The organism is Marinobacter sp. R17, assembly GCF_003789045.1.
In the GTDB taxonomy this organism is placed as follows: domain Bacteria; phylum Pseudomonadota; class Gammaproteobacteria; order Pseudomonadales; family Oleiphilaceae; genus Marinobacter_A; species Marinobacter_A mangrovi.
Genome location: NZ_RHGZ01000004.1, coordinates 123,486 through 138,282, shown reverse-complemented (window position 1 = coordinate 138,282; position 14,797 = coordinate 123,486). Strand labels below are relative to the sequence as shown.

At 64.5% G+C, this 14,797-nt stretch carries 14 protein-coding genes and 1 riboswitch; of the genes, 9 read left to right on the top strand and 5 right to left on the bottom strand.

Going from position 1 to position 14,797, the window contains the following annotated elements; genetic code table 11:
* Window position 1 precedes the first annotated feature (1 nt).
* Genes arfB through EB809_RS04770 form a run of 5 tightly spaced genes read left to right on the top strand, consistent with a single transcriptional unit; the run spans window position 2 to window position 3,225 of the window.
* Entirely contained in the window at window positions 2-415 is a 414-nt protein-coding gene (gene arfB / locus EB809_RS04790; RefSeq protein ID WP_123633670.1) for an alternative ribosome rescue aminoacyl-tRNA hydrolase ArfB, read from the top strand.
* 53 nt (window positions 416-468) lie between these two features.
* Window positions 469-1,308, top strand: a complete 840-nt coding sequence (locus tag EB809_RS04785) for a YbaY family lipoprotein (protein ID WP_123633669.1) — start codon at window positions 469-471, stop codon at window positions 1,306-1,308.
* 10 nt (window positions 1,309-1,318) lie between these two features.
* Window positions 1,319-2,299, top strand: a complete 981-nt coding sequence (locus tag EB809_RS04780) for a hypothetical protein (protein WP_123633668.1) — start codon at window positions 1,319-1,321, stop codon at window positions 2,297-2,299.
* 40 nt (window positions 2,300-2,339) lie between these two features.
* Complete coding sequence (locus EB809_RS04775) at window positions 2,340-2,843, top strand: shikimate kinase (RefSeq protein WP_123633667.1); 504 nt, start codon at window positions 2,340-2,342, stop codon at window positions 2,841-2,843.
* Between the two features lie 37 nt (window positions 2,844-2,880).
* On the top strand, window positions 2,881-3,225 hold the full coding sequence (locus EB809_RS04770) for a hypothetical protein (protein WP_223807816.1): 345 nt from the start codon (window positions 2,881-2,883) through the stop codon (window positions 3,223-3,225).
* Window positions 3,226-3,237: 12 nt separating this feature from the next.
* Here EB809_RS04770 and EB809_RS04765 read toward each other — a convergent pair whose 3' ends face one another.
* The 3 genes from EB809_RS04765 to EB809_RS04755 all read right to left on the bottom strand — a co-directional run bounded on the left by EB809_RS04765 (window position 3,238) and on the right by EB809_RS04755 (window position 8,821).
* On the bottom strand, window positions 3,238-5,364 hold the full coding sequence (locus EB809_RS04765) for a 3-hydroxybutyrate oligomer hydrolase family protein (RefSeq protein WP_123633666.1): 2,127 nt from the start codon (window positions 5,362-5,364) through the stop codon (window positions 3,238-3,240).
* Between the two features lie 81 nt (window positions 5,365-5,445).
* On the bottom strand, window positions 5,446-7,137 hold the full coding sequence (locus EB809_RS04760) for a PHB depolymerase family esterase (protein WP_123633665.1): 1,692 nt from the start codon (window positions 7,135-7,137) through the stop codon (window positions 5,446-5,448).
* A gap of 313 nt (window positions 7,138-7,450) precedes the next feature.
* Complete coding sequence (locus tag EB809_RS04755) at window positions 7,451-8,821, bottom strand: sodium:solute symporter (protein ID WP_123633664.1); 1,371 nt, start codon at window positions 8,819-8,821, stop codon at window positions 7,451-7,453.
* Window positions 8,811-8,928, bottom strand: a riboswitch (TPP riboswitch). It overlaps the preceding gene by 11 nt.
* Before the next feature lie 134 nt (window positions 8,929-9,062).
* On the opposite strand from EB809_RS04755, the gene EB809_RS04750 reads away from it, so the two are divergent.
* Both EB809_RS04750 and EB809_RS04745 read left to right on the top strand, forming a co-directional pair.
* Complete coding sequence (locus tag EB809_RS04750) at window positions 9,063-10,034, top strand: MBL fold metallo-hydrolase (protein WP_123633663.1); 972 nt, start codon at window positions 9,063-9,065, stop codon at window positions 10,032-10,034.
* Window positions 10,035-10,108: 74 nt separating this feature from the next.
* Window positions 10,109-10,570, top strand: coding sequence for a potassium channel family protein (locus EB809_RS04745; RefSeq protein WP_203142000.1), 462 nt, complete (start codon window positions 10,109-10,111; stop codon window positions 10,568-10,570).
* A gap of 6 nt (window positions 10,571-10,576) precedes the next feature.
* Here the strand turns inward: EB809_RS04745 and EB809_RS04740 are convergent, their stop codons facing one another.
* Window positions 10,577-11,803 carry a methyl-accepting chemotaxis protein gene (locus EB809_RS04740; RefSeq protein ID WP_123633662.1) on the bottom strand — a complete coding sequence of 409 codons (1,227 nt, stop codon included), beginning with the start codon at window positions 11,801-11,803 and terminating at the stop codon, window positions 10,577-10,579.
* A gap of 218 nt (window positions 11,804-12,021) precedes the next feature.
* Window positions 12,022-13,524, bottom strand: coding sequence for a flavin-containing monooxygenase (locus EB809_RS04735; RefSeq protein WP_123633661.1), 1,503 nt, complete (start codon window positions 13,522-13,524; stop codon window positions 12,022-12,024).
* 197 nt (window positions 13,525-13,721) lie between these two features.
* Here EB809_RS04735 and trxC point away from each other — a divergent pair, with 197 nt between their 5' ends.
* Both trxC and EB809_RS04725 read left to right on the top strand, forming a co-directional pair.
* Complete coding sequence (gene trxC, locus EB809_RS04730) at window positions 13,722-14,159, top strand: thioredoxin TrxC (protein ID WP_123633660.1); 438 nt, start codon at window positions 13,722-13,724, stop codon at window positions 14,157-14,159.
* A 43-nt stretch (window positions 14,160-14,202) separates the two neighbouring features.
* On the top strand, window positions 14,203-14,796 hold the full coding sequence (locus EB809_RS04725) for an exopolysaccharide biosynthesis protein (protein WP_123633659.1): 594 nt from the start codon (window positions 14,203-14,205) through the stop codon (window positions 14,794-14,796).
* Window position 14,797 lies beyond the last annotated feature (1 nt).

The following is a 14,797-nucleotide window of genomic DNA, read 5'->3' as shown; positions in this document are numbered from 1 at the left end:
GATGCTGGAGATTTCCCGCAATGTCACACTGCCGGAGTCCGAAATCGAACTGAGCGCGATCCGGGCGCAAGGCGCCGGCGGTCAGAACGTGAACAAGACGTCGTCGGCGATCCATCTTCGCTTCGACGTGCGGGCCTCGTCGTTACCCGAGTTCTACAAGGAGCAGCTCCTGACGCTGGCGGACCAACGCATCAGCAAGGACGGCGTGATCATCATCAAGGCCCAGCAATACCGTACCCAGGAACTGAACCGGGAGGATGCGCTGGCCCGTCTGCAGGCGCTGATCCGCAGCGTCGCCCGCCCGCGCAAGGCACGCCGGGCGACCCGCCCCACCCGCAGTTCCCAGCGCAAACGCATGGATCGCAAAACCCAGCGTGGGCGTACCAAACAGCTCAGAGGTCAGGTAAAAATCTGATTAACCGGTTTGTCACGACTATCCTATATCCATACTCGGAAGGAGGAATCAGGATGATGCAGGGTAAACAAGCGTTTGGCGGGATCGTGCGGGGTATGGCCATGGCCGCACTGGCCGCGGTCACCGCCGGTGTCTTGTCGGGGTGTGCGCCCATGATGGAACGTTTCCAGGCGTCGAAAATGCGCCAGATCGAAGGCTCGGTCACCTACCGGGAGCGCATGATGGTGCCGCCTGAGGCCCAGGTCACGGTGGCGCTGGAAGACGTGTCGCTGGCCGATGCGCCAGCCGAGCCAGTGGCTGACACACAGTTCAAGGCCGAGGGCGCGCCGCCCTGGGACTTCACCCTGTCCTACGATCCGGAACAGGTGATTGAAGGTCGTCGCTACAACCTCCGCGCCAAAGTCACCCTGGATGACCGGCTGCTGTTCATGAGCACCCAGGCTTACCCGGTTGAACTGCCGGGCGACACCGGGCCGGTCGATATTATGGTGAGCCGCGCCAGCGGGAGCGTTGCCGATATGGCCCGGGCCGACAGCGAGCCCAACAGCCTGGTGGGCACCTTCTGGGAACTGACCGAGATCCGTGGCGATGCCCTCAACAAGGAAAGCGACCAGCGCAAGCTGAACATGGTGCTGTCCGAGGAAGGTCAGCGGATTTCCGGCTTCTCCGGCTGCAACCAGTTCACCGGCACCTACACCCTCAATGGCGACCAGCTCCAGGTCGGCCCGCTGGCTTCCACCATGATGGCCTGTTTCAAGGGCATGGAGCAGGAAGACGCGTACCAGAAGGCCCTGCAGGCCGCGACCCATTACCAGATCCGGGGGCCGATCCTGCAACTGCTGGATAGCGACAACGAGGTCGTTCTGCAATTCGTGTCCGGTGACCAGCTCTGATTGACCGGCGATGAGCGAGCGTATTCTCAACATCACCAATGGGGACTGCGCCGTCGCGGCCCTGACCCGGGCCGGGCAGCCGGGAGACTGGTTGCCCTGGCGGGATATCCTGCATGAAGGTCCGGTCCCGGCCGGACTGGATCTCACCGCACTGTCGGTGTTGCGGGCCCGTTTCATCAGCGAGCGGGGCTGGGCGCCGCTGGAGCCGGTGCAGGCAGATTTCGAAGCCCGGGATGCCCGGTTAGCAAAAGGCGGCGAGTACGATCGCATTCGCCTCTGGTTCGAACACGATCTCTACGATCAGTTGCAGCTGCTGCAAATCCTGGACTGGCTGGCGGACCATCCGCCGTCCACGCCGGTTACCCTGCTGTCGCTGGATGATTATCTGGGCACGGCCTCGCCCGAGCTGATCGAGCGTTACGTAGCGGCCGAACAGCCGGTCAGCGACGCCCAGAGGCAACTGGCGCAAACCGCCTGGGCGGCGTTTCGCGCGGACACGCCGGAGCCATGGGCCGGATTGCTCGAGCAGGATACGCAGGCCCTGCCGTTCCTCGAGGGGGCGGTCCGCCGGCTACTGGAAGAATACCCGCAACCCCACACCGGCTTATCGCGCACGGCCTACCATGCCCTGAGTCTGATCGGTCAGGGTGAAGAATCGTTCAGCACCCTGTTCAGCGAAGTCCAGAACACCGAAGAACGCCGTTTCATGGGGGATCTGGGGTTTCGCTGGCTGCTGCACAGCCTGTGTGCCGGCGTCGAACCGCTGCTGGAAACGGACAGCGCCCTGCCCGCCTGGCAGATCGATCCGACGCAGCGCTTCAGCCTCTCCGTAAAAGGCCGCGCCGTGTTGGCGGGCCAGGCCTCGGCGGGGGACCTGATGGTGCGCGATCGCTGGATCGGTGGCGTCCACCTGCGGCCGGATCGCTTCTGGGAGTGGGACGCTGCACTGGGGCGCTTGCAGGCAAGCTCGCTGCAACCGGCCTCGGTATGATGGGCGTCCCAAAATCTGCGGAATGAAGGACGACCCTGAGATGAACGAACGCCCCAATATTGTCCTGATCGGCATGCCCGGTTCGGGCAAGAGCACGGTCGGTGTCCTGCTGGCCAAGCGCACCGCCATGGACTTTATCGACACCGACCTGCTGATCCAGTCGGCCGAGGGCCAGACCCTGCAGGAGATCGTCGACGGCGCCGGCTACCAGGCCCTGCGGCACATCGAAGAGCGGGTGTTGTGTGAACTCAACGCTCACGGCGCGGTGATCTCCACCGGGGGCAGCGCGGTCTACAGCGACGCCGCCATGTCGCACCTGAAGACAAATGGCCGCGTGGTGTTTCTCGATGTATCGTTGGCCACAGTCCAGCATCGTATCGGGGATTACAGCCTGCGCGGCATCTCCAAGCGGCCCGACCAGACCATCGACGAGCTGTTCGCCGAGCGCAACGCCCTGTATCGGCGTTACGCCGACCTCATCGTCGACTGCGATGCCCTGAACCAGGAGCAGGCCTGCCAGGCGGTGCTGGACCAGCTTAGGTAATCCGCACCGAATGGTGCTCGCTGACAGGACTCTGGCCATGACCGAACGGATGCGTCGTTCTTCCCTGTTGCTGGCTGTCGTTCTCATGATGGGACTGGCCGGCTGTCAGACACAGCCGACCGGGGAGGCTGAACGGATCGGCCATATGGTGCAGGCGGTGGATGCGGCCATCGATCACCCGGCGGATCCCGAGTCCCTGGAGACCATCGTCCGCTACGGCACCGACAGCCGCTACTACATCATGATCCGCGGCTGGCTGTCGCAGGAGCTGGACGGCGTCGAAAGCCAGTACGAGGCCAGCCGGAATCCCACCCTGCGCCAACAGCTCCAGGTCCGGGCGGACTTCCTGCGTCAGGCGATCCGCCGCATCGACCTGGAGTAGTGGCTTAACGGCCTAGTCCGGAATACGCACCTCGTTGTCCTCAAACACGATCCGGTCTGCTTCGTCCGGACTATCCGCGATCGGCGGCACGTTGGCCTCGGTGATCGCCGGCGCGCCAGCGCCGCGAGGGGTGGTCCGGACCACCTGGCTGGGCGGCAGGGCTGTGCCATCGGTCAGGTGCGCGTACACCCGATCCAGTCCCTCCAGATAGTAGCGGTGCAGCGGGATGTAGCGCTCGTCAAAGCCGGCGAAGGCATTGAATGCGTCCAGGTGATGGCCATTGAGCACTTCGTAGTAATGCAATTGGCTTTTCTGGCCCTCGACAGTCCGGTTCAACCCGAAATAAGGTCGCGACGTGTGGTTGATGGGCAGGATGGCGTCGGATCGCCCGGTCACGATCACCGTCGGGATGCCGTGCAGGTCGCCGCTCGCTCGAATGGCGTCGATGCCGTCGGCAATCCGCTGCGCCTGGCTGGCCTGTTCGTCCGACAGGTCGGCCCCGGTGACCGCATTGCTGCCCTGGGCCAGGCTGCGCAGGCACAGCAGGGCGTCCAGGCCATAGTCCTGCAGGCCGCTGGAGGGTGACGTGCTCAGCTTGAGGTTGGTCGGTCCGCCGCTGGCGGCGTCGTAGACCTGATGGATACCGGCCGACGGCGGAATGCCGTTGCTGGTGGCAAACAGCGTGGCCTCGGCGGCCTCTGCCAGTGGCTCGACAGCACCGGTGCTGGCGTTGGTCGCGGCGTAGCTCAGCTCACACAGGCGGTCGGTCACGTCGAAACGACCGTAGGCGTTGGCGTAGGTCATGCTGATGCTCTGGGCCACCGCGGCACCAAAGTGACTGGGGGCCACGAGGTTCTGTTCCGGCTGGATGCCGAAGGTCTCATTCAGGATCCGCTGGGCGTCCGTCGCCCGGGCGTCGGTGTCCGCACCCGTCACCAGCCCCTTGGCGGCCAGCGCGCTGCAGATGTTGTCATCCACCGTGAAGTCGTTGAGGATCCCGTTGAACGGCGCGGTGTCCTTCACTCCCGGTGCCAGGTTGGCGCAGCCCTGGTAGACCGCCAGGGCGGTGGTGTAATCCAGCAGGCTGCGGCTGTGGTCGGTGATGGGTGTGGCGCTGCCCTGGCGGATGCTGAAGCTCCTATCCACCGTCGGGTTCACGTTGGGTTCGGACACGGCGACGCCGTCGATCAGGCCGCGACTGTCTTCTTCCGCCGCCCGCACCGAGGCGCCAGCCCCGTTGGACACCGACGAGGCAATCACCAGCGTGTTGCCCGGTTTCAGCGTCACCCGGATCTTGCCGTTGGGCAATGCCTCCCCGTAGGCCTCATTCAGCACGTAGAACCCGAATTCGATCGACTTGAGCACATACTGGCCCCAGTCCGCCTCGGGGTTGGTTTGCGAATGGGTGTGCTTGACGGCAAAGCGATCCGGCCAGTCGGTGTTGAACGTTTCGATGTCAGACGCGGACAGATCCGGCCGGAACTGGAGCGAGGCCGTCGGATCGGTCGTTGTCTGCCCCTGCAGGGTCTGGCCGGCACCGGTCATCAGGTTGAAGGCGCCGGTGCCCGTGCCCTTGTCGGTGTAGATCACCGCGCAGCCTTTTTTCAGGCCCCACTCACCCGCGGTGCCGATGGCGCCATAAATCCCGCGGGAACCGGAGGACGGTGCGGTGATCATGCAGGCGTTGTCGGGATCGAAGCTGTCCGGCACCTGCAACATCACGGTGGCCGGTACGTCGCTGTCGTCGAGGGTCATCAGGGCCAGGTATTCGTCTCCCGGGATCATGCCCTCGCTGTCGTCGGCTCCCACCTGCGGGCCGAACAGCGTGCCGTAGCCCCCGCCATCGCTGGTATCCACCAGCGCCCGGTAGTTGTTGTAGATCGCGAGCGTGCGCAATTCGGTCGCCGTGGGATTCAGTGGATCGGCCGGCGCCGGCGCGGTGCCGCTGGCCAGTCCGCTGGCGCCGAGACCACCGGTCAGCAGGTCGTTGCTGCTGCCGTCATAGCGTTGGTGAACGATGTCGCTGGTCAGGAAGTCCGGTTTCTGGTTGATGCCGGTGATCGGTAGGTCATCGGTCTTGCAGGCGGCCAGTACCAGTGTGCAGGCCCCCAGCAGGGCATAGCGTGTCAGGCGTTGCATGGTCATTTCCTCGGTTTTTATCGATTGTTGTTAAGGATGGTATCCGTCCCATCCGGTCCAGGACCGAATGGGACGCCATTGTCACGGGCACTGCCCGACTTCGTAAACGCCCGCCGTACTGCTGTGGACCCAGCTGTAGGTGCCGGAAACAGCGCCCAGTGAATCATCGCCCCCGACCGTGTAATAGCCCATCTGGTAGTAGGCCCGGCCAGCGGAGTCGTGTTGCAGGTTGGTGCCATACCAGTCCTGGCAATCGCCGGTACCACCACCGCTGTCGCCGCCCCCCGTGCGACAGGCTTCCGGTTCCGCGGCGTACCAGGTGCCCGGCTCACCCTGGTACAGCGTGACGGTCGACCAGGTGTCGAAGGAGCCGCCGATGTCCTGCTGGTCGGTTAACGAGAAGGCACGCAGGTTGGAGGTGCCGCCGGCGATGGCGCGGCCCGCCGTGATGTGGCCGCTGGGTGACGCGTCGGCAGTGTCGCAGGTGACATCCGGGGCGCTGGGATCGGTGACCGAAACGGTCCGGGTGCGGGTCACGGTGTTGTCATCGCTGTCGGTGGCGGAATAGGTACAGGTGTAGTCCCCCTCGGTGCTGGTGTCGACGCTGCTGCAATCGGCCGAGACGTTCAGACTGCCGTCTTCGGGATCCGTGGCGGTGGCGCCGGGATCGGTGAAGGACGCGCCCAGGTCAATGTCCAGTGGGTTCTCGCCGTTCAGCGTCAGCGTGGGATCGCCGTTGCTGCCACCCGACCCGTTCCGGCTGTGACGGTTGAAGAAGTCCCAGATGATGTCCGGATAGCTGGGGCCGACGCGGACCGCCCAGGCGCCCTCACTGCCGTCCTCACCGCCGACCCAGTAGTGGCCGTGGTCGGTATCCGTGGTGTTGGCCGTGGTCGTAGGCCCGTCGAAGAACACCGTTTCCACCACCGAGCGGCCATCGCCGTTGCCGTAGCGGGTGTGCAGGCAGTCGTAGTTGTCCTGGTAGAACGGCGTGCAGGAGGCCTGACTTTGCTGGGCCTGGGCGGGCGTGTTGTGACTGGCGTCGCCGAAGACCTGCAGGTGGGCGTCGCGGATATTGCGACCGGCCGGCTGGATCACGGTGCAGTCGTTGTTGTTCTGCAGCACCATCAACGGGATCGGGTAGGTGTCGTCCAGTTCGGCTTCCATATCACTGGCCACCTGACTGACGCTGTGGAAGGTGGCGTAGCCGGGGCACTGGCCGGACAGGGAGACCGAGGCAGAATCCTCGCCATAGGGTAAACCGGAAGCCGAGGCGGCCGCGGCCCAATACTCGTTGTGGGCGATCGCGGCGACCACCGTCATAGCGCCGCCGGAGGACAGGCCCGTGATGTAGCGCCGGTTTGGGTCGACGCTGTATGCCGCCTCCACCGCCTGGCCGATACGCAGCAGGTCCTGGGGCTCGCCGGAGCCTTCATGCTGGTGCTGGTCGAACCAGAAGCCCCAGCAATTCTCATTGCGCAGGCCGTCGTAGCTGGTGATAAACGGCGTGACCAGGATAAAGCCGTAGCGATCCGCCGCCGCTTTCAGGCCCCACTCATTGAGGGCGTTGGATTGGGTCTGGCTGCAGCCATGCAGTGCCATCACCATCGGAGCGGGCGTGGTTAAGGCGTCCGGGACATAGACCTGGTACTGCCGATCGCGGGAGGCGGAATAGCTGCCCGCCGGCAGGGTGTCGGATGTCACGGTACCGGCGCTGGTCAGCGCCGGAATCAGCACGGTCAGGACGACCGCCATAAAACGTCGGATTGGCATAGCGTGCTCCTTGCTCTCTTGTTGTTGTGTTGGAGGGGCAATCTGCCCGGCACCGGAACACCTATGCGCATGCTGTGCCAAAAGGTAAAACGTTTGTAAAACAGCGAGGTAATGAACGAGGCAGGATTGGGTCAGGGGAAAACCATCCGGAAATCCGGACAGCTGATGAGGCCCGGCAGGCAGGAAACCACTGGGAAACAGGGCTCAGGGCAACCGCTTTGGGTGTCCGTCCTGACAGACAGTGTCCGCCAGTATGGACACTCGGGTTGGGAATGCGCCGATAGCAGGGTGGCTACCGGCGCCTCAGCCGCCTTTAACCGGCTGTGCTGGGACGGAGCAAGCCCAGGCTGACGCTGACAGCCGCCGACGCCACCAGAGCGCCGAGGAACGGCGCCAGGGTCGGCACGCCACCGGGGAAGCTGGCGGCGTGCAGGCCTTCAATCACACTGCCCGTTGCGATCCAGTCCGGCAGCACGGCACCGATCAGGCCGGCCGTGGCACCGGCGACGGCAGCCGCGGTGGTCATCCGTGACCAGAGGCCCAGCAGCACCGGAATCACCGTGGTGGCGCACAGCAGGTCGGCAATCAGGAACAGCCGCAGCACCGAGTAGCCCTGCAGGGCGATGAGAATCACCGGCACCATCAACAGCACCGTCAGCCAGCGGGCACCGGTCAGGGACAGGCCGCGCTTTTCGGTGACCGCCAGCGACGCCAGGCCATTCTGCAACGTGTCGACCGACGACGCGACCAGCGTGAGAGCCAGGACCAGCGCGACAGTCGCCAGCCAGGCCGGCGCGCTGTGCAGCAGGGCGAAGAACGGAATCGGCGGCGAGCCGAGGTCGGCACCACTCAACGCGGCGGCGATGCCAAGCCCACCGACCAGGGCCACCACCAGTACGGTGGTCACACCGCCCAGAATGGCTCCGCGACCCAAGGCAGCGCCGTCCTTCGCAGCCCAGAGCCGTTGCCAGTAGCCCTGATGGAACAGGTTGGCCGCGGTCACCGCGATCACCAGGGTCAGGGCCACGGCCAGGGCATCCGCTACCGGGACCTGGGGCTGACTGGCCGAGGCCGACGCGTCCGGCAAGGCCGGGATCGCCACCGCCCCGACCAGCAGGATCAGCGCGATCAGCAACAGACCCTGCCAGCGATCGGTCACCAGGCTCGCCCGCAAGCCGCCCCAGGCAGTGTAGACCAGCGTGGTGATCGCCACGCCGAGGATGGCGAGGTTGCCGTTGAGGTCCGTGAGCAGGCCGGTGATGGCGCCCACGGCCGTGAGTTCGGCGGTCAGGAAACACAGCATGTAGAGCACGGAAATCAGGGCTACCCAGCGGCGCACGCCGGTGCCGAAGCAGGCCTGGGCGAATTCGCCGATGCTGCGGCCTTCGGGCAGGTGACGCCGGATGGCCGGGCCGCAGGCCGCGAACACCAGGAACGGCAGCGCCGCCCCGACGGCGTAGCCGGCCAGCGCAATTGGGCCCACCATGGCCCCCACTTCGGGCGGGGCAAACAGGATCCAGCCGCCCATGCCGGAGGCCAGGAAGGACAGCCCCAGAGCCTGGGCGCCCTGGGAGTTGCGGGCGGTGACGTAGTCGTCCAGGCCGCCATCCGCGAAACGGGCGCGCAGGCCCAACCAGGTAAAGACAAGCAATGCGGCGGCAACGGCCGCTACGGTGATGATCACGTCGCACTTCCTCCGCCGGTATGAACCGGATCAGGTTCCAGGGTTTGGACGGTTTCCCGTCGTATTCTCAGCCCGCCGGCGTGCGGTGGACTCCCCTGGCGACAAAATGTGTGGAATGGGTTTTCGGCGACCATACTGACATAGTTCAAAGTCGCAATCGATTGGCGAAACATCGGCTTTACTTCGACCCACGTAGCATTAGCGACACACCGATGGATTCTGATTCCCAGGGAGACTGCTCATGCACCTCATTCGAAACAGCCTTGTATCTCTCGCCTTGCTGGCACTGGTAACGCCGGTGGCGCGTGCCGCCGATACGGTCCGCGTCACGCCACTGGGCGGTCAGGACGGCGAGTTCTGCGTTCTCGACCGGGCCCTGGTGTTCGAAGACCCCAATGGTACGCGCATCCTGTATGACGCCGGCCGCACGGTCGCCGGGGCCGATGACCCGCGCCTGGGCAACATCGACGTGGTCCTGGTCAGCCACGTTCACGGCGACCATCTGGGTGACCGGCACATTCCGGAACCCAACGCCGGCAGCTGTGCCTCACCGGCGGCCTCCGAAGACGACGCGCCGCTGTCCAACAGCGTCAAGATTGCGGTCAAGAAGAACGCCCGGATCGTAACGGGCAGTGAAATGGCGAGTTTCTTTGCCGGGCGACTGAAAGCGGCGGACGGCGACCCGAAGGCTTCGGTGCTGGTTCGCTTCGGTGCCCATGTGGAGGAAGGCGGCGTGGGGATCACCACGGTGCCGGCGGTGCACAGCAACGGCCTGTCGCCGGCCTTTATCGATGGGCAGATGGGCAAGATCCTCTCGGCGGCGGGGCTGACCGCCTATGTCGGCCCGCCCACCGGTTACGTACTGACGTTCACGAACGGCCTGGTGGTCTACCTGTCCGGCGATACCGGCATCACCGCGGATCAGGAAGCCGTGGTGCACGACTACTACGGGGCCAAGCTGGCGGTCATTAACATTGGGGACACCTACACGACCGGGCCAGAGGAAGCGGCCCACGTGATCAACGAGATGGTCAAGCCCGCCAGCGTGATTCCATCCCACGCCAATGAGCCGGCGACGGAAAAGGGCAAGGTCCGGCCGGGGACGCGGACCGACGCGTTTATTCAGGCGTCCGACGTGCCGGTGCATGTGCCGCTGAGCGGCCGCACCATGGCATTTGACGCCGGCGGCGAATGTGTCGAGGGCTGTGGTTGATCGCCGCAGGGGTGTCTCGCTTCCGGTCGCCGTCCCCTTTAAGCTGGGCCGGTGACAGGCAGGAGTGAAAACGGATGCCCGAATCCCTGGACTTACCGGATGTGTCCCTGGCGCTCATGGTGGCGCTCAACACGCTCGTCACGGCTATCGCGGTGCTGGTGCATTTCCGGGGGCTGTCTTTGCTCAACCGCTACATACCGCGGCTGGGTATTCCCCATCATTTCCGCATCGTGGTCGGAGTGGGCGGCGCCATGCTGGCGCACATGGTGGAAGTCTGGCTGTTTGGCGTTGTGTATTACTGGATGAACGCGTCGCCTTACTGGGGGCACCTGGCAGGCAATTTCTCCGGCACGCTACTGGACTGTGTCTACTTCTCGCTCACCACCTACACCACCGTGGGCTTTGGTGACATCGAGCCGTTTGGACCGATTCGCTTCCTGTGCGGGATCGAGGCACTGACCGGGCTGGTGCTGATCACCTGGAGCGCCTCGTTCCTGTTCCTGGAAATGCAGCGCTCCTGGAAGCCCGGTCGCTGATCCGGCTCAGGCGTCCTCCACCGACACCTGCGCCGCGGCGCTTTCCAGTTCCCGGATGAGTTCCCGCAGGCGCCGGCTCATGTCGGCGCTTTCCACCAGCTGATTGACCATCGCCTGGGTGGTTTCGCGGATGCACTGGACGTTCTGCTGCACCTCGTCGGTGGCCGAGGTCTGCTGGGCGGACACGTCGGCGATGTCCTGGTTGGTGTCGTCGATGCGCAGCACCATGGCGCTGATTTCCTGCAGCGCGGCGGCGCCGGCGTCGGCTTCTTCCACGCAGCGGCTGGCGTCCACGGAGCTGGTGTTCATCTGCTGGACGGCTTCGCCCATGGTGCCCAACAGCCGGTCGATGGTGCCCTGGATCTGTTCGGTGGAATCCTGCACCCGCTGGGCCAGCTTTCGCACTTCGTCGGCAACCACCGCAAAGCCCCGACCCTGATCGCCCGCCCGGGCGGCCTCGATCGCGGCATTCAACGCCAACAGGTTGGTCTGCTCAGCGATCCCCTGGATTTCGGTGACGGCACTGCCGATTTCCCGGCTGTTCTCGGCCAGCGCTTCCACGCTGCCCGCGGATTTCTGGATGACGTCGGCCAGTTGCTGGATGGAGCGGGAAGACTGGGCCACCCGTTCACTGCCCTCGACCGCGGCACGGCGTGCCTCATGGGACAGCTCCTTGGCCGCATCCGCCTGCCCGGCAATGCCACGGAAGCTTTCCAGCATGGCCTGGATGGCCTCGGCAGAGCGGTCGGTACCGGTCTGTTGGCGTTTGAGTTCGTCCCGGCTGCGCTCGGCGGCTTCGGTCAGCGCGGCGACTTCACTTTCGAGTCGCTGGATGGCGGCCTTCATACTGCTCACCACGCGACCGGTACGGGCCTGCATGGCGTTGAACGCCTCGCCCATGGCGCCGATCTCGTCGGTGGAATCCACCGGGGCGCGCAGGCTCAGGTTGCCGCTGGCCTGAACCTCCACCATGGTGTCCTTGAGTCGGTGCACGTGGCGCTCGATAAAGCTGATCAACAGCTGGGAGCAGGCCATTTCGAAGATCATCAGCACCACCACGACGCCGGCGAAAGCGGCTGCATGATCGCTGACGATGACGCTGAGGGGCTGCCCGGTCGCATCGGCCATGCGCGACATGGCAAACAACACCAGCAACAGCATCACCGCCAATACGACGTTGTTGAGCAACCAGAATTTGTATTTGAGACGGGCGTTCTTCAGCAGGCTCATCATAGGCGTCCGGGTTTCTCCAGTGACAGCACCGAAACAGGTCCTTCCTGTCAGTCCTTTGGGGTTATCGACAGGCGAGCCTGAATCTTCAGTGGGAAAGACGCAAAAGGTCAATAAAACAACGGTCCACGGGACACTAGCAGAATCGGGTGGGATGGCCTTGTTCTGAATCAAGGAAAAGGGAAATGCCGGCAACCGGGCGGTGGTTGCCGGCGGCGGGATCAGGCCTGTTGGGCGGTGGCCAGTTGGTCCGGCTGACCGGCCGTTTGACCAGCCAGGGAGAAGACCAGGGCGTCGTCGTCCACCTTGCCGTAACGCAGGTTGATCAGATCCAGCAGGTAATTCTGGTACAGCTTCCAGGGTTTGCGGTCACCCTGCTTGGGTAGGTGCTCCAGCGCCCGGAGGACGTAACCCGCGTTGAGGTCCAGGAAAGGCTCCTCTTCCACGTCGCCGCTGACCACCGGGGTCACCGTGTCGTAGCCCTGGCTGTCCATGTGCTGCAGCAGGCGGCAGACGTACTCGCTGGTCAGGTCCGCCTTGAGGGTCCAGGAGGCGTTGGTGTACCCCACCACCATGGCCAGGTTGGGCACGTTGCTGAGCATCATGCCTTTGTAGCCCATGGTCTCGTTGGGCTGGATCAGCTGCCCGTCCACATGCAGCTCGGCGCCCCCGAGGGTCACCAGGTTGAGGCCGGTGGCGGAAATCACGATGTCCGCTTCCAGTTCCTGGCCGGACTTCAGGCGAATGCCGTTCTCGGTGAAGGTGTCGATGTGGTCGGTGACGATGTCCGCGTCGCCCTTGCGCAGGGCCCGGAACAGGTCGCCGTTGGGCACCAGGCACAGGCGCTGGTCCCAGGGGTTGTAGCTGGGGTTGAAGTGGGTATCGATATCGAAGTCTTTACCCAGCTGGGATTTCAGGTGCTGGCGCAATACGCGACGCATCAGCTTCGGGTAGCGCCGGCAGGCCTGGTAGAACAGCGTCTGCATGGACACGTTCTTCCAGCGGGTGATCTGGTAGGCCGCCTTGGCCGGGAGCAGGCGGTTCAGCCAGCGGGCGATCAAGTCTACATCCGGCAGCGACAGGATGTAGGTGGGCGAGCGCTGCAGCATGGTGACCTGCTTCGCCTTGTCCGCCATCGACGGCACCAGGGTCACGGCTGTGGCGCCACTGCCGATCACCACCACCCGCTTGCCGGTGTAATCCAGATCTTCCGGCCAGTGCTGGGGATGTATCACCTGACCCTTGAACTGCTTGATGCCCGGGAAGTCCGGCATGTAACCCTGGTCGTAGCGGTAATAGCCGGAGCAGTTGAGCAGGAAGTTGCAGGTCAGTTTGACCGGGCGTCCGGTCTTCTGGTTTTTCGCCGTCACCGTCCAGGTGGCGTTCTCGCTGGACCAATCGTAGTGGGTCACCCAGTGGTTGTAACGGATCTGTTGATTGATGCCGTTTTCTGTGGCCGTGTTCTTGAGGTAGTCCAGGATCGACGGTCCGTCGGCGATGGCTTTGCCCTGGCGCCAGGGCCGGAAGCTGAAGCCGAGGGTGTACATGTCCGAGTCGGAGCGGATGCCCGGATAGCGGAACAGGTCCCAGGTGCCGCCCATGTTGTCGCGACCTTCCAGAATGGCGTAGCGCTTGTCGGGGCAGTGAGTCTGCAGGTGATAGGCGGCGCCGATGCCGGAAATGCCGGCGCCGACAATCAGGACGTCGAAATGCGTGTTGGCCATCGTGTTGGACCTCGTTACGGCGGATTCTTGTTGAATAAAGCATGTGCTTTATTTATTTCAACCCGAGTCACCGGGGTCGTGCAAGTTTTAAACAACGGCGGCCAAGCATTTGGCCCCAGTTCACCGATGGCACGGGTGCTTGATATTGCCGCCATCCACCCCCAAGACGGGGATATATCGACAGACGAGGTGCGGCCATGACCGACATCCTGAATATCCCCTGTCCCCACTGCCTCAAGACCAATCGGGTGCCTGAGGCGCGGCGGAAAGAAGGCCCCAAGTGCGGCGCCTGTGGCAAGCCCGTGCTCGATGGCACCGTGGCCGAATTGAGCGACGCCAGCCTGGCCAACGTCACGGCGCGTTCCAGCCTGCCGGTGCTGGTGGATTTCTGGGCCAGCTGGTGCGGCCCCTGCAAGGTGATGGCCCCGGCGTTCGCCGAGGCGGCCCGCAACTGGCAGGGGCAGGCCCTGTTTGCCAAGCTGAATACCGAGCAGTCGCCGCAGGCCTCGGCCCGCTTCGGGATCCGCAGCATCCCGACCATGATCCTGTTCCGGGGCGGCCAGGAGGTGGCGCGCCAGAGCGGCGCCCTCTCGGCGGCCCAGATCCATTCCTGGCTGACCCATCAGCTGCGCTAGACCACGGCCAAACGTGGACCGAAAGGAGAAGGATGACCGAGTCATGAATGTTCGGGGTGACCTGAACGATCTGGAAGACCTGATTGACCGCATCGACAGCGTTGCCCAAAAGCGGGAGCGTGTGGCGGTGGACGATATCCTGGAGGCGGTGGGTTACCGCTCCTTCGGGCCGGTGGTACTGGTGGCGGGGCTGATCACCCTGGCCCCGCTGGTTGGGGACATTCCCGGCGTGCCCACCCTGCTGGCACTGTTGGTGGTTCTCACCGCCGGGCAACTGCTGTTCCGTCGGCAGCACATCTGGCTGCCGGGATGGATCGTCAAGCGCCGTCTGCCGACTGACAAGTTGCGCAAGGGCCTGGCCTGGTCCCGCAAGCCAGCGCGTGGGATCGATCGCTGGACCCGGCCGCGGCTGACGCTGTTCGTTGAAGGTCCGGGTCTGCTTATCCTCTCCCTCGCCTGCGTGGCGGTGGCCCTGGCCATGCCGGCGATGGAAGTCGTGCCCTTCAGCGCCAATGGCGGTGGCGCGGCCCTGGTGGCGTTCGGCCTGGCGATGATCGCCCGGGACGGCGCCGTGGCCCTGTTCGCCCTGCTGGTCACCGTGGGCACCCTGGGCTTCGTCGGCTCCAGTTTCTTTTAGG

Coding starts and splice junctions, on each gene's coding strand:
- EB809_RS04765 (WP_123633666.1), bottom strand. CDS start 5,364: ATGCAACGCCTGACACGCTATGCCCTGCTGGGGGCCTGCACACTGGTA.
- EB809_RS04725 (WP_123633659.1), top strand. CDS start 14,203: ATGAATGTTCGGGGTGACCTGAACGATCTGGAAGACCTGATTGACCGC.
- EB809_RS04785 (WP_123633669.1), top strand. CDS start 469: ATGATGCAGGGTAAACAAGCGTTTGGCGGGATCGTGCGGGGTATGGCC.
- EB809_RS04740 (WP_123633662.1), bottom strand. CDS start 11,803: ATGATGAGCCTGCTGAAGAACGCCCGTCTCAAATACAAATTCTGGTTG.
- EB809_RS04760 (WP_123633665.1), bottom strand. CDS start 7,137: ATGCCAATCCGACGTTTTATGGCGGTCGTCCTGACCGTGCTGATTCCG.
- arfB (WP_123633670.1), top strand. CDS start 2: ATGCTGGAGATTTCCCGCAATGTCACACTGCCGGAGTCCGAAATCGAA.
- EB809_RS04780 (WP_123633668.1), top strand. CDS start 1,319: ATGAGCGAGCGTATTCTCAACATCACCAATGGGGACTGCGCCGTCGCG.
- EB809_RS04750 (WP_123633663.1), top strand. CDS start 9,063: ATGCACCTCATTCGAAACAGCCTTGTATCTCTCGCCTTGCTGGCACTG.
- EB809_RS04775 (WP_123633667.1), top strand. CDS start 2,340: ATGAACGAACGCCCCAATATTGTCCTGATCGGCATGCCCGGTTCGGGC.
- trxC (WP_123633660.1), top strand. CDS start 13,722: ATGACCGACATCCTGAATATCCCCTGTCCCCACTGCCTCAAGACCAAT.
- EB809_RS04770 (WP_223807816.1), top strand. CDS start 2,881: ATGACCGAACGGATGCGTCGTTCTTCCCTGTTGCTGGCTGTCGTTCTC.
- EB809_RS04735 (WP_123633661.1), bottom strand. CDS start 13,524: ATGGCCAACACGCATTTCGACGTCCTGATTGTCGGCGCCGGCATTTCC.
- EB809_RS04745 (WP_203142000.1), top strand. CDS start 10,109: ATGCCCGAATCCCTGGACTTACCGGATGTGTCCCTGGCGCTCATGGTG.